This is a genomic window from Kiloniella sp. (genome assembly GCF_048259265.1).
Classification (GTDB): domain Bacteria; phylum Pseudomonadota; class Alphaproteobacteria; order Kiloniellales; family Kiloniellaceae; genus Kiloniella.
Map to the genome: position 1 here is coordinate 209,927 of NZ_JBLXHT010000003.1, position 16,014 is coordinate 225,940.

General features: G+C 44.5%; 15 protein-coding genes. 6 read left to right on the forward strand and 9 right to left on the reverse strand.

Going from position 1 to position 16,014, the window contains the following annotated elements; genetic code table 11:
- The first annotated feature begins 6 nt into the window (after positions 1-6).
- Genes ACN0QW_RS07030 through ACN0QW_RS07040 form a run of 3 tightly spaced genes read left to right on the forward strand, consistent with a single transcriptional unit; the run spans position 7 to position 2,896 of the window.
- A complete protein-coding gene (locus ACN0QW_RS07030) occupies positions 7-762 on the forward strand; it encodes a carbohydrate ABC transporter permease (RefSeq protein ID WP_417430020.1) in 756 nt (251 codons plus the stop codon).
- Complete coding sequence (locus ACN0QW_RS07035) at positions 759-1,793, forward strand: carbohydrate kinase family protein (RefSeq protein ID WP_417430022.1); 1,035 nt, start codon at positions 759-761, stop codon at positions 1,791-1,793. The genes ACN0QW_RS07030 and ACN0QW_RS07035 overlap by 4 nt, the downstream gene beginning before the upstream one ends.
- A complete protein-coding gene (locus ACN0QW_RS07040; protein ID WP_417430024.1) occupies positions 1,790-2,896 on the forward strand; it encodes an ABC transporter ATP-binding protein in 1,107 nt (368 codons plus the stop codon). Before ACN0QW_RS07035 ends, ACN0QW_RS07040 begins: the two co-directional genes overlap by 4 nt.
- Here ACN0QW_RS07040 and ACN0QW_RS07045 read toward each other — a convergent pair whose 3' ends face one another.
- From ACN0QW_RS07045 to ACN0QW_RS07085, 9 genes are all read right to left on the reverse strand, one after another.
- Positions 2,897-3,160 (reverse strand): hypothetical protein, encoded by a 264-nt coding sequence (locus ACN0QW_RS07045; protein ID WP_417430026.1) that lies wholly within the window; start codon positions 3,158-3,160, stop codon positions 2,897-2,899.
- Positions 3,160-3,492, reverse strand: coding sequence for a hypothetical protein (locus ACN0QW_RS07050; protein WP_417430028.1), 333 nt, complete (start codon positions 3,490-3,492; stop codon positions 3,160-3,162). The genes ACN0QW_RS07045 and ACN0QW_RS07050 overlap by 1 nt, the downstream gene beginning before the upstream one ends.
- Before the next feature lie 155 nt (positions 3,493-3,647).
- Positions 3,648-4,628: a peptide ABC transporter ATP-binding protein gene (locus ACN0QW_RS07055; RefSeq protein ID WP_417430030.1), complete on the reverse strand. Its 981-nt coding sequence runs from the start codon at positions 4,626-4,628 to the stop codon at positions 3,648-3,650.
- Positions 4,628-5,641 (reverse strand): ABC transporter ATP-binding protein, encoded by a 1,014-nt coding sequence (locus ACN0QW_RS07060; RefSeq protein WP_417430032.1) that lies wholly within the window; start codon positions 5,639-5,641, stop codon positions 4,628-4,630. The genes ACN0QW_RS07055 and ACN0QW_RS07060 overlap by 1 nt, the downstream gene beginning before the upstream one ends.
- A 4-nt stretch (positions 5,642-5,645) precedes the next feature.
- Positions 5,646-6,566, reverse strand: a complete 921-nt coding sequence (locus ACN0QW_RS07065; protein WP_417430431.1) for an ABC transporter permease subunit — start codon at positions 6,564-6,566, stop codon at positions 5,646-5,648.
- A 2-nt stretch (positions 6,567-6,568) separates the two neighbouring features.
- Positions 6,569-7,585 (reverse strand): ABC transporter permease subunit, encoded by a 1,017-nt coding sequence (locus tag ACN0QW_RS07070; protein WP_417430034.1) that lies wholly within the window; start codon positions 7,583-7,585, stop codon positions 6,569-6,571.
- Between the two features lie 81 nt (positions 7,586-7,666).
- Positions 7,667-9,223 carry an ABC transporter substrate-binding protein gene (locus ACN0QW_RS07075; RefSeq protein ID WP_417430433.1) on the reverse strand — a complete coding sequence of 519 codons (1,557 nt, stop codon included), beginning with the start codon at positions 9,221-9,223 and terminating at the stop codon, positions 7,667-7,669.
- 576 nt (positions 9,224-9,799) lie between these two features.
- Positions 9,800-10,144: a PilZ domain-containing protein gene (locus tag ACN0QW_RS07080; protein ID WP_417430036.1), complete on the reverse strand. Its 345-nt coding sequence runs from the start codon at positions 10,142-10,144 to the stop codon at positions 9,800-9,802.
- Positions 10,145-10,365: 221 nt separating this feature from the next.
- Positions 10,366-10,743: a hypothetical protein gene (locus ACN0QW_RS07085; protein WP_417430038.1), complete on the reverse strand. Its 378-nt coding sequence runs from the start codon at positions 10,741-10,743 to the stop codon at positions 10,366-10,368.
- Positions 10,744-11,020: 277 nt separating this feature from the next.
- Here ACN0QW_RS07085 and ACN0QW_RS07090 point away from each other — a divergent pair, with 277 nt between their 5' ends.
- From ACN0QW_RS07090 to ACN0QW_RS07100, 3 genes are read left to right on the forward strand one after another with little or no spacing between them, the layout of a single operon-like run.
- Positions 11,021-11,614, forward strand: coding sequence for a helix-turn-helix transcriptional regulator (locus ACN0QW_RS07090; protein ID WP_417430040.1), 594 nt, complete (start codon positions 11,021-11,023; stop codon positions 11,612-11,614).
- The gene (locus ACN0QW_RS07095) at positions 11,611-12,768 is read left to right on the forward strand and encodes an efflux RND transporter periplasmic adaptor subunit (RefSeq protein ID WP_417430042.1); all 1,158 of its coding nucleotides are present in this window, start codon (positions 11,611-11,613) and stop codon (positions 12,766-12,768) included. Before ACN0QW_RS07090 ends, ACN0QW_RS07095 begins: the two co-directional genes overlap by 4 nt.
- Complete coding sequence (locus tag ACN0QW_RS07100; RefSeq protein WP_417430044.1) at positions 12,765-15,971, forward strand: efflux RND transporter permease subunit; 3,207 nt, start codon at positions 12,765-12,767, stop codon at positions 15,969-15,971. Before ACN0QW_RS07095 ends, ACN0QW_RS07100 begins: the two co-directional genes overlap by 4 nt.
- The last annotated feature ends 43 nt before the right edge of the window (positions 15,972-16,014 follow it).

Genomic DNA, 16,014 nt, shown 5'->3' on the forward strand with positions numbered 1-16,014 from the left:
TTCATAATGAGCGTCAGTTCTACCAAAGACCTAACCACACTGCCCTTGTCATGGATACCAGCGGATATTTCCTTTGATAATTACATCAGCTTGATAGGCGACTTTGATAGCACCAGCGCAGAATCTTTTCTTTATGCGCTAAGAAATAGCCTGATCGTTGCAATATCAGCTACTGTTTTGTCTTTAAGCGTTGCAATACCTGCAGCTTATAGCCTGTCTCGTCTTCCCGGCAAACGAAGGAGTAGCTTACTTTTCATCGCCATCGCCACCTTTATGATGCCACCAGTCGCATTGGTATTACCCCTTTATTCTGCCATGGCATCTTTAGGGCTTCTAAATACACACATCGCCTTGATTGCCGTCTATTGTGGCGTACTGGTTCCTTTCACGACCTGGCTTTTAAAAAGCAATTTTGATGCAATTCCAATAGATCTAGACGAAGCCCCGCTTATAGATGGCGCTAATCGACTTCAGATCATTTGGTACATTACTTTACCTATCGCAAAACCAGCACTTGGTGCAGCCGCATTAATGGCCGTCCTTATGGCATGGGATGAGTTTTTCTACGCCTTACTTTTCACGAACGATATCAGAGCAAAAACGCTTCCTGTTGCCATCGCAGACTTTGCAGCAGGTCGAGTTGCCGATTACGGACTAATCTCTGCCGCTGGCATCCTAGCCACAATTCCACCAGTTTCTATGGCTTATTTTTTACAAAAATCGCTCGTATCCGGGCTAATGAGCGGGAGCGTAAAGGGATGATTGAAGCACCCAACCCTAAAAACAATTTAAAAAGCCCAGAAGTCATAACCGTTGGAACCGTGAACGTTGATTTAATCATGGGACCACAAGTACCTTGGCCAACACCCGGCACCGAAGTCATTCTACCCAATGCCAACCTTCGTGAAGGTGGCGGTGCAGGCATAACAGCAAAAGCCCTTACCGCACTGGGTATCCGTCATCGCATGGTTGTTAATATTGGCAACGATCTCTTTGGCGATTGGCTTATGCAACAATACCCTGACCTTGCGGATGACTGGATTATTGACAGTGTTGATACTGCTCTCACTGTTGGGATCACTCACCCCGATGGAGAACGTACTTTTTTTAGCACCCCCGGGCATGTCGCACAGTTCCAACCCTTGGAATTACAAAACAAGCTTGCCGGGATGGATCTAAACAATGTGGTTGTTCTTTTTGTCGGGACGTCATTAATGCCAACAATTCGTCCTGCATTGACCACGATTTTTCAATTCGTCAAATCCAAAGGCGGGCAAATTGCCTTGGATACCGCGTGGCCATCCGATGGGTGGACAGAAGAAACACGATCCGAAGTTATAAGCTGGTTGCCCTATATCGACATCGCCTTGCTCAATGAAGCTGAAGCAAAGGGCCTTTTGTTATCATCTTCTTCAAAAGAACCAAATTCTCACTCGCTTGATTATCAATCCTTGCTCAAAACAATGCCTCAAAACGCATTATTTGTAACTAAATTAGGTGAAGAAGGCGCAAGGGTAGATAGGTTGGGATCCCCAACGCTGACCTGTAACTCAAGAGAAACAATCGTAAAAGATACGATTGGCGCAGGAGATTCTTTTAACGCAGGATTTTTAGCCGCTTATGCAAGATCCCAATCCATTGAAACTTGTCTGCAAGTAGCGATTGACACAGCAAGCTATGCAATCGCATCTCACCCCCGTCAATATCCCAATCACCAGGATGTTGGCCTCGTAAACTGTTTCGCTGACAATACAACTGACAAATTTCCCCACAAAAGGACGCAAGCATTATGACCGCACTATCACTTAAAAATATCAATAAGAGTTTTGGTGATATTCAGGTTATTCACAATATAAATCTGGACATTAAACCCGGAGAATTTGTCGTCTTTGTTGGCCCATCGGGTTGTGGAAAATCCACGTTGTTACGAATGATTGCTGGGTTAGAAGATATCAGTTCCGGAGAGTTTTGGATCGGAGATCGGCGAGCAGATCAATTACCAGCCTCCGAACGTGATATTGCTATGGTGTTCCAGTCATATGCTCTCTACCCTCACATGACACTCGCCGAAAATATTGGCTTTCCTTTGCGGTTAGCAAAGCTGCCGAAAGACCAAATAAACAATAAAGTACAAGAAATCGCGTCGATCCTGCAACTTGAACATCTTCTCGACAGAAAGCCAGGTCAAATTTCGGGGGGGCAACGTCAACGTGTTGCTATAGGACGATCACTTGCTAGGGACCCAAAAGTCATCTTGTTGGATGAGCCTCTTTCCAACCTGGATGCAGCCCTCCGATTAGAAATGCGCATAGAGCTAGCCAAGTTACATAAACAGCTTGAAGCCACAATGATCTACGTAACGCATGATCAAGTAGAGGCAATGACGCTCGCCGATCGCATTGTAATTCTCAACAATGGCGAGATTGCTCAAATTGGCACTCCGCTTGAACTATACCAAACTCCCATAAACACATTTGTTGCAGAATTCATTGGTTCGCCGAAAATGAATCTTTTTCCTGCCAGCGTAAACGAGAAAAAATCTCAGAAAAAAAGCATTAAGATTATCGGTTCTAACGATGAGTTCGCTGTAGATACCAATCAACACCCATCACAGGAACTACAGACAGGAAACCAATTACAAATAGGCATACGCCCTGAACATTTAGTGCCTTCAGATACAGGCCAAATTAAAGGCACAGTCACAAGTACGGAACAGCTAGGTTCTGATACTTATATCTACTTCGATTCAGATACGACCAAACAGGCTGTCGCAAGAATTAATGGCGTGGCATCAATTAGGCCAGGCGAAAACATTTATTTTGCTGTAGCACACGAACATTATCATCTCTTCACCTCGGAAGGTAACCGTATTAACCCATCGGTTCTTGAACAATAATTACGAAATATCTATCTCCGAAGATGGCTTTCTTTTACTTGGTACAATCGCCACGATCAGGCGATCAACATTCCCGGTATTACTGAGCGGAAGAATTAAACGATCCCACACTTGCATTTTTAATGAATGGTGTGGTTCGTGCTGGGTATACAGGGGCTCTTTGCGCTGAACAACCGCACGATAGGTTATTGTAAAAAATGCCCTGAGCGGGGTCCAAATATCTGTTAGCAAAAGTCCGGTAAGATCTCTGCCAGGTTCACTCATTATAGCAGAACCATACAGGCGATACCTAAAGTTTTCGCCCCATCCAAAACGTCTAAAACAGCTAAGTGCCCAAGAATTAATCGTAGTTCCATAGGATCAACAGCATCCGGCGACGCGGCAAAATTATTGTCCCTGGCCTGATTCCACCACTCCAGAAAGTATGCAAGTTGATCCTCCGGGAGGTTTTCAGGTTCGGGATTCCAAATCAAACACGGTTTAGGACTACCAAGCTTATGAAGCAACAAGTCCAGTTTGTGATAATCTTCCCGAATAATTTCTTTCGAACGATTCCATAAAGCTTCTGTAGAAAAATTTATACCTTCAGATTGCACACTTCACCCCGAACAAACTCTGTATACAATATTAATAACACAGCTAAGTTATCGTTTAAACGAATTAAAAATCTCTTTTGAATCAATTGGTAAACAAAAAATGCGCCCAACACAATTGAGCGCATTTTTAAAAAAGCAAGAAGCCTAAGCTAAAGTTAACTTCGTCCCTCTTCGACCGCATGACACGAAACAAGTGCACTGCTCGTAGATGCCAAAACTGGTCGTTCTGCTTTGCAGCGATCATTAGCAAGTGGACAACGTGGATGAAAAGAACAACCTGATGGCGGGTTCAATGGGGACGGTAGCTCCCCAACCAACTTGATACGGTCTTTCTTTCTATTTGGATCAGCAACAGGTGTAGCTGATAAAAGCGCACGCGTATATGGATGCTGAGGATTACTGAAAATCTCATCCCGTGTCCCATGTTCCACGGGTTGCCCGAGATACATCACCAAAACATCATCCGCAATATGTTTTACAACAGACAAATCATGCGAAATGAAGAGATAGGCAAGATCCATTTCTTCCTGCAAATCAGTCAACAAGTTCAGTACCTGTGCCTGAATGGAAACATCCAATGCAGAAACAGGTTCGTCCAATATCACGATTTTTGGTCGCAACATCAGTGCCCTGGCAACAGCAATACGCTGTCGCTGTCCGCCAGAGAACATATGCGGGTAACGATCAGCCTGTTCGGGGCGAAGACCAACACGCGACATCATGGAAAGCACTTCTTCGCGTCTTTCCGAAGCTGACATCTTGGTATTAATCTTCAAAGGCTCGGCAAGAATATCACTGATTTTCTGACGCGGGTTCAAAGATCCATATGGATCCTGAAAAACAATCTGCACCATCTGGCGCAGCGTAATCATGTCTTCTTTGCTATGTGCAGACGCGATATCCATGCCACCGAGTATCAGCTCACCCTCTGTTGGTTTTTCAATCAACGTAACCAAGCGGGCAAGCGTGGATTTACCACACCCGGATTCACCAACAACAGCCAGTGTTTTTCCTGCTTCTAGCTTAAATGTTGCCCCATCAAGCGCCTTTACAGTACCGCCCTTGGAGAACATTCCCCCTTTAACATCGTAATAACGCTTGAGGTTATCGGCTTTTAATACAGTTTCAGCACCCATTATGCAGCTCCCCCCGAAACAGAGACATCTGATGTAGAGACACCGGGATGACCATTCGATGGTTTTCCATCAACCAAAGGATAATGACACAGAACCTTACTTGCGTGATCCGGCGCTTCTTTTCTGCATTTGTCTGTTGCAAATTGACAACGAGGATTAAAAAGGCATCCCGTTGGTCTGTCCAACAGTCCGGGCACAACCCCAGGGATAGATGGCAGCCGCTTACTTGTCGCACGTTCGGGCAAAGCATTAAGCAAAGCATAGGTATAAGGGTGTTGCGGCTTATCAAACAAACCGACAACGTCCTGACGCTCTACTTGCTGGCCCGCATACTGAACATTCACAACTTCAGCAGTTTCAGCAACAACCCCCATATCATGGGTAATCAGAACCAAGGCCATGCCTTTTTCTTTTTGTAACTCACCCAAAAGCTCAAGAATTTGAGCCTGAATGGTCACATCCAAAGCTGTTGTTGGCTCATCAGCAATCAACAAACGTGGATTACAAGCAATCATCATTGCGATCATCACACGTTGGTTCATACCACCAGACATCTGGTGCGGGAACGCACGCAATCTGGTTTCCGGTGCCGGAATACCAACCAAGCCCAAAAGCTCAATTGCTCTTTTTTCCAACTCTTTCTTGGTACCGCCCAAGTGCTCTTTGATCACTTCCATGATCTGATAGCCGACGGTGAAACAAGGGTTAAGACTGGTCATTGGCTCCTGAAAAATCATGGAAATATCTTTCCCAATGATTTGACGGCGCTCTTTTTTGGAAATTGACAATAAATCAATGCCATCAAAGAGCATGCGATCAGCTGTAATGTTCGCAGTCCAAGGCAACAAGCCCATCAAAGCCAGCATGGAAACGGATTTACCCGATCCCGACTCACCAACAATCGCAACCATTTCCCCCTGATCAATTTCCAGATCAACACCATCAACAGCACGGAACAAGCCATGTGCGGTCTGGAATTCGACTGAGAGATTTTTAATATCCAATAAACTCATGGGATCAAGACCTCTTCATCTTGGGATCAAGGGCATCACGCAGACCATCACCCATCAGGTTGATAGCCAAAACGGTCAAGAGAATGGCAACACCAGGGAAAGTCACAACCCACCAGGCACTGAGGATAAATTCACGTGCTTCAGCAAGCATTGTTCCCCACTCAGATGCAGGCGGTTGTGCCCCCATACCCAGGAAGCCAAGTGCAGCCGTATCTAGAATAGCCGTAGAGAAACTCAACGAGGCCTGAACAATCAATGGCGCCATACAATTCGGCAAAATTGTTACAAGCATTAGTCTCATAGTGCCTGCACCAGCCACTTTACTGGCTGTCACATAATCCCGAGCAGCTTCAGCCACAGCAGAAGCACGTGCAAGACGGACATAATGCGGCAAATAAGTAATGGAAATCGCAATCATCGCGTTTCTAAGGCCAGGGCCAAGCATAGCAACAAGAACAAGTGCCATCAGCAAACTTGGGATAGACAAGATGACATCCATAACACGCATTACGATGACTTCGTAGAAACCCCTGAAGTACCCGGCGGATAGACCAAGCAAAACACCGAATGTCAAACTGATGACAATCACAATGCACCCAGCAAATAGAGAGAAGCGAGATCCGTGCATCAGGCGTGATAAAAGATCACGACCAACAGCATCCGTTCCCAAAAGAAACTCTATGCTTCCACCATCCTGCCAAAATGGCGGGATCAAAATGAAATCGCGGTTTTGCTGATCAGGCGAATGTGGCGCAATCACATCAGCAAAAAGAGCAATAAAGACAATAAACAGGAAGAAAAACAGGCCAACGACAGCGCCTTTGTTTTCCGAAAAATAAAACCAGAACTCTCTGAACTGTTGACGCAGAGGACTGATTTGTTCGGGTACCGAGGACTGCTCGGCTGTATTTTGAACTTCGCTCATCATTACCTCCGATGCAGAATTCTTGGATTGATCAAACCATACATGAAGTCAACCAACAGATTCACCATCATGACAATCGATGCAATAAGGACGATCCCCCCTTGAACCGCGAAATAATCACGTCGAGAGATAGAATCAATCATCCATTTACCAATTCCAGGCCAAGAGAAAATTGTTTCCGTCAGGATAGCACCAGCCAAAAGAACCCCGACCTGCAAGCCAATCACGGTAACAACTGTGATCAAAGCATTCCGAAGAGCGTGAATACCAACAATACGGAAAGGAGAAAGCCCTTTGGCCTTTGCAGTACGAACGTAATCTTCACCAAGAACTTCCAACATCGCAGAACGAGTCTGACGCGCAATGATTGCCATCGGTATCGTACCTAAGACAATGGTCGGTAAAATAAGGTGCGAGACCGCTGACTTGAAGGCTCCTTTCTCATCACTAACAAAGGCGTCAATCAACATAAACCCAGTATCTTGATCAATCCAGAACAAGGCGGAAAGACGACCTGATACCGGAGTTAATCCAAGCATATCCGGGCTAGAGAACAGGATAATCAACAGAAGTCCCCACCAGAAGATAGGCATGGAATACCCGGCGAGGGAAATACCCATAAGAGTATGATCAAAAGCTGAGCCACGTTTGACCGCAGCAATGATACCAGCTGGCAAGCCGATCAAGGCTGCAAAGATAATGGCGCACCCAGCGAGCTCGACTGTCGCGGGGAACCGCGTTAGGAACTCTTCGAGAACTGGAGTACGACTGGTAAAGGAGACACCGAAGTCACCTTGTAAAATCCCCCAAAGGAATGAAAAATATTGTTCCCAAATCGGGCGATCAAAACCTAGATCAGCCATAAGCTGGGCATGCCGTTCGGGCGTAACACCGCGTTCGCCGGCAAGAAGCTCGATTGGGTCACCGGGTAACATCCTGATGAAACTGAAAGCAATCAGAGTAACACCAAGAAACGTTGGGATAAGAACACCCAACTTTGATAAAATGAAGCGTAACATCGCGATCCTGACTTCGCTTATAAGAAAAGCGGGGAAGGTTTACACCCCCCCCGTTTCATATTTAGCTATAAGATTTTTCTCTTATTCTTCTAAATCAACGCCGTAGAATACATGACCACCAAGTGGATCAATACGGAAATCAACTACTTTGTTGCTCATAGCTTTGTGAACAACAGAGTGAGCAACAGTTACCCAAGGAGCTTCTTCTTTGAAGACAGCCTGAGCTTGCTCATAAAGTTGAGTACGTTTTTCTGGGTCAGAAACACGTACCGCTTCCTGGAAAAGATCGTCAAATTCTTTGTGACACCAGCGCGCGCGGTTACCACCGGACTCAGCAGATGCACAGTTCAGAAGTGACAGGAAGTTATCCGGATCTGGATAATCCGCAGTCCAACCTAGAAGTACTGTATCGTGATCGCCTTTCTGTGAACGGGAAAGATACTCACCCCATTCCATAGAAACGATCTCGGCATCCACACCAACATTCGCCCAGTCAGCCTGAATAAGCTCAGCCATACGACGAGCATTCGGGTTGTAAGGACGCTTCACTGGCATCGCCCAGATGTTAGTGCTTAGGTTTGTTACACCAGCTTCAGCCAAGAGAGCTTTCGCTTTTGCAGGATCATAAGGATAATCCTGGATCTCTTCGTTGTAGCCCCAAAGGGTTGGTGGAAGCGGGTTCTTTGCCGCATTACCAGCGCCCTGGAAAACAGCTTTGATGATAGATTCTTTGTTCATGGCATAGTTAAGAGCCTGACGAACACGCTTGTCATCAAATGGTTTTTTCTCTGTGTTGAACGCAAGATAACCAACGTTCATACCTTCTTGGCTATCCACTGTCAGATCTTTGTTTGCTTCGATTGAAGCAAGATCAGCTTGGTTTGGATAAGGAACAAGATGGCACTCGCCAGCTGCAAGTTTCTGATACGCAACCTGCGCGTCAGGTGTAATTGCGAAAACGAGTTTATCTAGCGGTGCACGACCAGACCAATAATCTTCATTAGCTTGATAGCGAATGAAAGCATCTTTTTGGTAAGATACGAACTGGAAAGGACCAGTACCGATAGGCTCTTGGTCAAACTTCTCAGGAGAACCTGCATCCATCATCTGCTGAGCGTACTCTGCAGAGTGGATTGAAGCAAAATCAATAGCGATTTTGGAAATAAATGCAGCATCTGGTTTTTGCAGAGTAAATTTGACAGTTAGATCGTCAACTTTCTCAATTGTTTCCAGAATGTCCGGGAAGCTAACATACCCAGAGAAATATTCATACGTACCACCGGATACTTTATGATACGGATGGTCCGCTTTCCACTGGCGGTTAAAGCTGAAAAGCACATCATCAGCATTCAACTCACGTGTTGGAGTGAAATATTTTGTTGTGTGGAACTTTACACCAGGGCGAAGTTTAAAGGTGTAAGAAAGACCGTCTTCAGAAACTTCCCAGGATTCAGCCAAACCTGGTGTCATGATAGTTGAGCCTCTTTCGAACTCAACAAGACGGTTAAAGATGTTACGAGAGCTAGCATCAAATGACGTACCTGATGTATATAACGCTGGCGTAAAACCTTCCGGGCTGCCTTCTGAGCAATAGACAAAAGTTTTTGCCTGTGCTGTTACAGCACCCATAGTAAGCATACTAGCGAAAGCCGCTGTAGCCAAAAGTCCTTTTTTAATCACGATATCCTCCCAAATGTCGCAAATAAGCGCGGAATGCGCTTCTTTTATTAATTAGTGTTCATCTACCTAATCTAATAAGGATGGTTTTAAGCTATCCATCTGGAGTTGCATAGTCAATTTACAGTTCATCAGCACAGTAAAATTGTATACAAAATACAGCCACTCTCAGAAACCAGAATCATACATGAACACGAAACAATTATCTGTTTAATTACATGAAGATAACACAAATTTATTTCAAAATTAAATCGCTTCAAGCTAACATTATAAAACACTAAATAGCAAAAAAAAGCAATAAAATTTCACCTCTTTTCTATAGAAGTAATAGCATAAAGCTCATGTCTACCCTGCTAAACAACTCAAAGATGAGGACAATTCAAGATTCGTTGGTACAATCTTACAGCACCTGTTCCGAGTTGGTTCTTGTCATTCCATGCTTCAGCTTTTGATAAATAAAAAAGGTGCTACAAACTGCAGCACCTAAATTCTTTTTCATAGGTAACAAAAACACGCCACCTACAACACTAATGCACCCTAAGCAAACTCCAAACATTTACTCGGTAAAACGCCGGCCATGATACTTGCCATCTTATCCGGGCTGTCACTAAAACGAAGGCCGACTGTCCTGCCTCTTGACCATACAACTTCCGTTAACAGCTGAAACCCACCCGCGATTTTTAGAATAAACTGAGTACCGATCTCCAACGTTTGGTCAAACTTTGCACAAACACCATTAACAGATATATCAAAGATCACACACTTTTGCTCAGCCCCCTGATCATCGGCATACTCACCAGACCAAAGCACTGACACCCGCTGAAAACGACGTTTGTCATCATTGATGTGACCATCTTCTGTAGTACTATGTTTTTTTGGCATCGGATTTCAGAGCACCCACACAACAAACAAAATAAATTAACGTAATCCGTTTGTTCATTTAATATTTATTTGGCAACGAATACCTAGAGTGTAGAACAAAACTTACTAAATTATAAATAAAATTTGATCAAAACGATAACTAAAAACCACTAAACAAGCTAACAACAGACAAACGCTTATATTTTTATGGTTAAGACCAGAAACAAAATTATTAAATTATATTAATCTTTAACCGTATCAAGGAGTGTTTCGTCTAACTCTGAGAAGGTATTTATTACAGCCGCATTTGCTTTATACGCAATAGACACAAGCTTTTGATCAACCAATTCTCTTTCAATATTGACGCCTGTGGCAGAAAACACTTCCGCGAAACCAGCACTTTGCCCTGGCTCAGACAACGGTGCATTTGGGCCTAATTGCTGTAAGTTTCCTGAAACGCCGGGGTCACGACTTACTGCATCCAGCCTACTTGGTGCAAAGGGAACACGATCAGGCAATCGCGATGAATCAAGGGACCCCGCGTTAACAATATTATTTGAAGACACAGACAACCGCTGAGCCTGATACCGTAACCCAGATAAGGGTATAGAGTAGTCCATATAAAATAATCCTTTGCCCTATGTTACCCCATGTAGTTTTCAATTTCAATTTCAGGTATTTTAGGTAAATCCCATGCAAACTGTGGCTAAAACCTTAAATTTACAGCGTTTTCAATTCCCGCCATACTTTTGTCAAAATTTATTCGCATATATCGACTTGATATATGTTGAAATGATGTATATCTGTCCTGCATATGCCTAAGGTAAATTTAGACGATTAAAAGCGAGTCTTTAATTCACTTTAGAAGCAGAAAACAAGCTAAGGTAAATTTTCAGTATGGATGTCAGAACACTATGCCTTGCGGTCTTGTACCAAGGGGAAGCAAGTGGGTATGAAATCAAGAAAGCATTCCAAGAAGGGGCTTTTAGCCACTTTCAGGATGCAAGTTTTGGTTCTATCTACCCCGCCCTTGGACGCCTTTCTTCTGAAGGTCTCGTTGAATGTACTCAAATGGCTCAGGAAAAAAGACCGGACAAAAAGGTGTACAAGCTGACACAAAGTGGCGAAGACTCTCTTCTTACAAGCCTTCTTACTCCACCCACACCAGACAAATTTACGTCTGATTTTTTCTTCGTTTTATATTTCGCAGAACTTCTCCCTTTACCACAGATTATAAAACTCGTGGACCAGAGGATTTCTTTTTATCAGGAAATTATAGAGCGCATGACAACATGTGATCCCGCAGCTCTACCAACCGGGCGACGACTTTGCCACGGTTTAGGACTGACCGTTTATCAAAATTCTCTCACTTATTTAGAAGAGAACAAAGAACGTTTTATCGCTGAACTTCGATCTCAAAATACAATTCATACCTCTTCTGACGCAGATACAAATCGCACTCAGATAGAAACCAACAGGCACATATCATGAAAGTTTCCTATTTACTCGCATTCATTCTCGCCGTTGGAACGGCTGGCTGGGTTATGTCTGGTCAGCTATCTGATAGTTCTGAAACTGGTGAAGCAGGACAACCCGAGATCAAAAAGCCCCCTGTTAATCTCTCTGTCGACGCAAAAATACCTTCCGTACGCGTCCAAAGCCAAACAGCAGTCCCCTACACGCGTTATTTGACAGTGCGCGGCAGAACCGAAGCCCTTCGGACTGTCGAAATAAAAAGCGAAGCAAGTGGGAAGATCATCGACCTGGCTGTCAACAAAGGTGACACGATCGAAGCAGGAAAGCTTGTTGCTAAGCTAGACGTCAATGAACGTTCTGCTAAAGTGCAGGAATTCAAAGCTTTGCAAGAACAACGTGCTATTGAATACAAAGCCGCAAAGCGTCTCTCTCAAAAAGGTTTTAAAGCAGAAACAAAACTTGCTGCCAGTAAAGCATCACTGGAATCAGCACAAGCTGAATTAAGACGTGCACAGGTCGATCTTTCAAACACACTTATACCTGCCCCCTTTACGGGTGTCTTGAATAATCGCACAGTGGAAATTGGTGAGTACGTCGATGTAGGCGATACGATTGGTACAATTGTTGACCTGTCAACAATACTCGTGGTCTCAGACGTGAGCGAAAGACTTGTGCCCTTTATATCTGTTGGACACACGGCCAAGGTACGTTTGATCACAGGGCAAATTATCGAAGGTAAAGTTAAGTATATTGCTTCGATGGCTGATGCAACGACCCGAACTTTTCGCATCGAAGTCGCCGTCCCCAATCCTGAATTCAAAATTGCAGATGGTATTACAGCAGAAACTGTACTTACCCTCAATAGCATGCAAGCCCACAAAGTATCGCCGGGTATCCTGACTATCAATTCCGACGGCGCAATTGGTGTAAAAACACTGGGCCCCAACAATATTATAGAATTCAGAGAAGCCAGTATTCTTGAGAACACAACGAATGGCTTGTGGCTTGGCGGCCTTCCCAAGGACGTTACCTTTGTGGTGATAGGTCAAGAATTGATCAAGGATGGTCAGGAAGTAAAAGCAATTGATGCTGACACTCTTAAAGAACTGAAACCAATAACTTCATTAAAACAAGACCAAGAGACGACACCTGGAGCAGAACAGTCATGACCAATATCATTTCTGGTGCTCTCGGACGCTCGCGCACAGTAATACTGGGACTAATCCTCGTTCTTATAGCCGGCGCAGTATCTTACGTCACAATACCGAAAGAAGATAACCCGGACATTACCATTCCGATCATTTACGTCAGTATGCATCACGAAGGAATCTCTCCGGTTGATGCTGAACGCCTGCTGCTCAAGCCGATGGAAAAAGAGCTTCGTAGTATCGAGGGCGTAAAAGAAATGCGATCTAGCTCTTTTCTTGGCGGCGGTAATGTCGTCATGGAATTCGAAGCTGGTTCAGATATTGACCTTGCGCTAACGGATGTCAGAGAAAAGGTCGACATTGCCAAAGCAGAACTCCCCGATGATGCAGATGAGCCATCTGTGCACGAGGTTAACCTCAGTCTGTTCCCCATCTTGGTTGTCAACTTGTCCGGTGACGTTCCAGAAAGAGCATTGCTTGCCATAGCCAAAAACCTACAAGACAAGTTGGAATCCATTCCAAATGTTCTCGAAGCCAAGTTGGTTGGTGATAGAGATGAATTAATCGAAATTGTCGTAGATCCTCTTGTACTGGAAAGCTACAATCTTGACGCCAACGATATTATAACGGCCGTGGGAAAATCCAACCTTGTTGTTGCAGCGGGGTCTTTGGATACAGGCCAAGGTCGTTTCGCAATTCAGGTCCCCGGCTTGTTCGAGGACACTACAGATATTTTAAATATGCCTGTAAAAGTCAATGGCGATGCTGTTGTCAGGGTCAAAGACATCGGTATTCTTCGGAAAACATTTAAAGACACAACAGAGTACGCCCGGGTCAACAACAAGCCCGCTTTGACCATGGAAATATCAAAGCGAACAGGCACAAATATCATCGAAACAATTGAACAAGTCCGCGCAGTTGTCAGTCAACAACAAACCTTGTGGCCTGAATCTATTGACGTTTCCTACAGCCAAGACCAATCAACTGGTATCCGTACAATGTTACAGGATCTGCAAAACAACGTTCTCTCTGCAATTATTCTTGTTATGATCGTTGTTGTCGCTGCTTTGGGATTCAGATCCTCCATTCTTGTGGGCATCGCCATACCAGGATCTTTTCTTGCATCGATCATGATCCTTCATGCCGCAGGATTAACGGTCAATGTTGTGGTGCTATTTAGTTTGATTCTATCGGTGGGCATGCTGGTTGATGGCGCTATCGTTGTGACTGAATTTGCAGATCGCAAGATGAGCGAAGGATTGCCGAGAAAAGAGGCATACAAACAAGCAAGTCTGCGCATGGCATGGCCGATCATAGCATCAACGGCAACCACCCTAGCAGCTTTTGCCCCTCTTATTTTCTGGCCCGGCATAATGGGCGAATTTATGAAGTTCATGCCCATAACCCTCATCGCAACCCTAAGTGCTTCCTTGGTTATGGCACTAATTGTCGTTCCAACAATTGGTGGATTAATTGGGAAGGCCGGTGGTGCTGCAGATAAAAAGTCTATGGAAAATTTGGCAGCATCAGAAACCGGTGATTTAAATGCGGTAACGGGTTTTACTGGTCTTTATATCAAACTGATGCATTTGGTCCTCAAAATTCCGGGCACAATTGCAACACTGACTTTTGCCTCACTAATCGGCGTCATTATGCTCTACAGCAGTTTTGGCAAGGGTGTCGAATTCTTCCCGGATATTGAACCTGATAATGCGGTTCTTCAGGTCCGCGCCCAGGGCAACATGTCCATTGATGAACGCGATCACCTTGTCAGACAGGTTGAACAAATTGTGCTTGATCTTCAGAACGAAAGACATGAACTACATAATATTTATGTCAGCACCAATGCAGAAAGTTCAACAAGCAGTAACCAGCCAGAAGACGTAATTGGTAACATCCAGATGGAATTTACCGATTGGTTCAACCGACGATCGGCAGATGAAATCCTAGCAGAAATTCGCGAACGAACAGCCATTTTGGGTGGCATTTCTGTAGAGCCAAGAAAAGAAGACAAAGGACCATCGTCCGGAAAGCCAATTCAGATAGAAATAGCATCAAGCGAGCCTAGTCTCGTTTACCCCTGGGCCAATAAAGTTGCTCATCATCTAAGAAAAGCGAATGGCTTTGTCGATATCGAGGATGGCCTGCCAGTCCCCGGCATTGAATGGCGCATTGATGTTGACCGTGCACAGGCAGCGAAATTCGGCGCAGACATTGCCTTGATAGGTAGCTACATCCGAATGATTACGAATGGAATGAAACTTGGTAGTTATCGCCCGGATGACAGTGATGAAGAAATTGATTTGGTCGTTCGTCTTCCCCGAAGTAACCGGAACATTGAACATCTAGATCAAATCAAAATACAAACAAATGCTGGATTGATCCCTATATCTAATTTTATTACGCGGACAGCGGCACCAAAAGTTGGTGTTATCAACCGTGTGGACAGTCAACGAGTTGCAACGGTAAAATCAGATATCGCTCCTGGCGTTCTTGCCGATGATAAGGTCAAGGAATTAACCGAATGGATGTCGTCGCAAGAACTTGATCCCCGGGTAACAATTCAGTTCAAGGGAGAAAACGAAGATCAACAGGAATCTCAGGATTTTCTGGTAAAAGCTTTTGGGGTTGCCCTTTTTATGATTGCGATCATTCTGGTAACGCAGTTCAACAGCTTCTACAGTGCGTTCCTTATTCTGTCAGCTGTGATCATGTCAACAATCGGCGTTTTAATCGGTCTTCTAATCACCGACCAACCCTTTGGCATTGTCATGTCAGGCATTGGCGTGATCGCACTGGCAGGTATTGTTGTGAATAACAATATCGTTCTCATAGATACCTTTGATTATGTTTCGACTAAATTCAAAGATCAGAAAGAAGCGATTATCCGTACAGGTGCACAGCGCCTCCGCCCCGTAATGTTGACAACAATCACAACTATTCTTGGTCTGATGCCAATGGTTCTCGCGACCAACATTGATCTGATCAACAGAACGGTTCAAGTCGGCGCCCCCTCTACACAATGGTGGACTCAATTGGCCACAGCAATTGCATTCGGCCTTTGTTTTGCGACTATTCTCACGCTTGTGATTACCCCCTGCTCTTTGATGGTCCGGGTAAACAGCCGAAATCTTGTAAACCGTCTTAAAGCAAAATTTAAAAAGGATGACACACCATCTGAACCAGAAAGCTCAGACGATGAAAAGGCGATACCAGCCGAATAAAATGGGTAGATATTTTTCCATCAAAAAAGCCGGTACTTGTTAC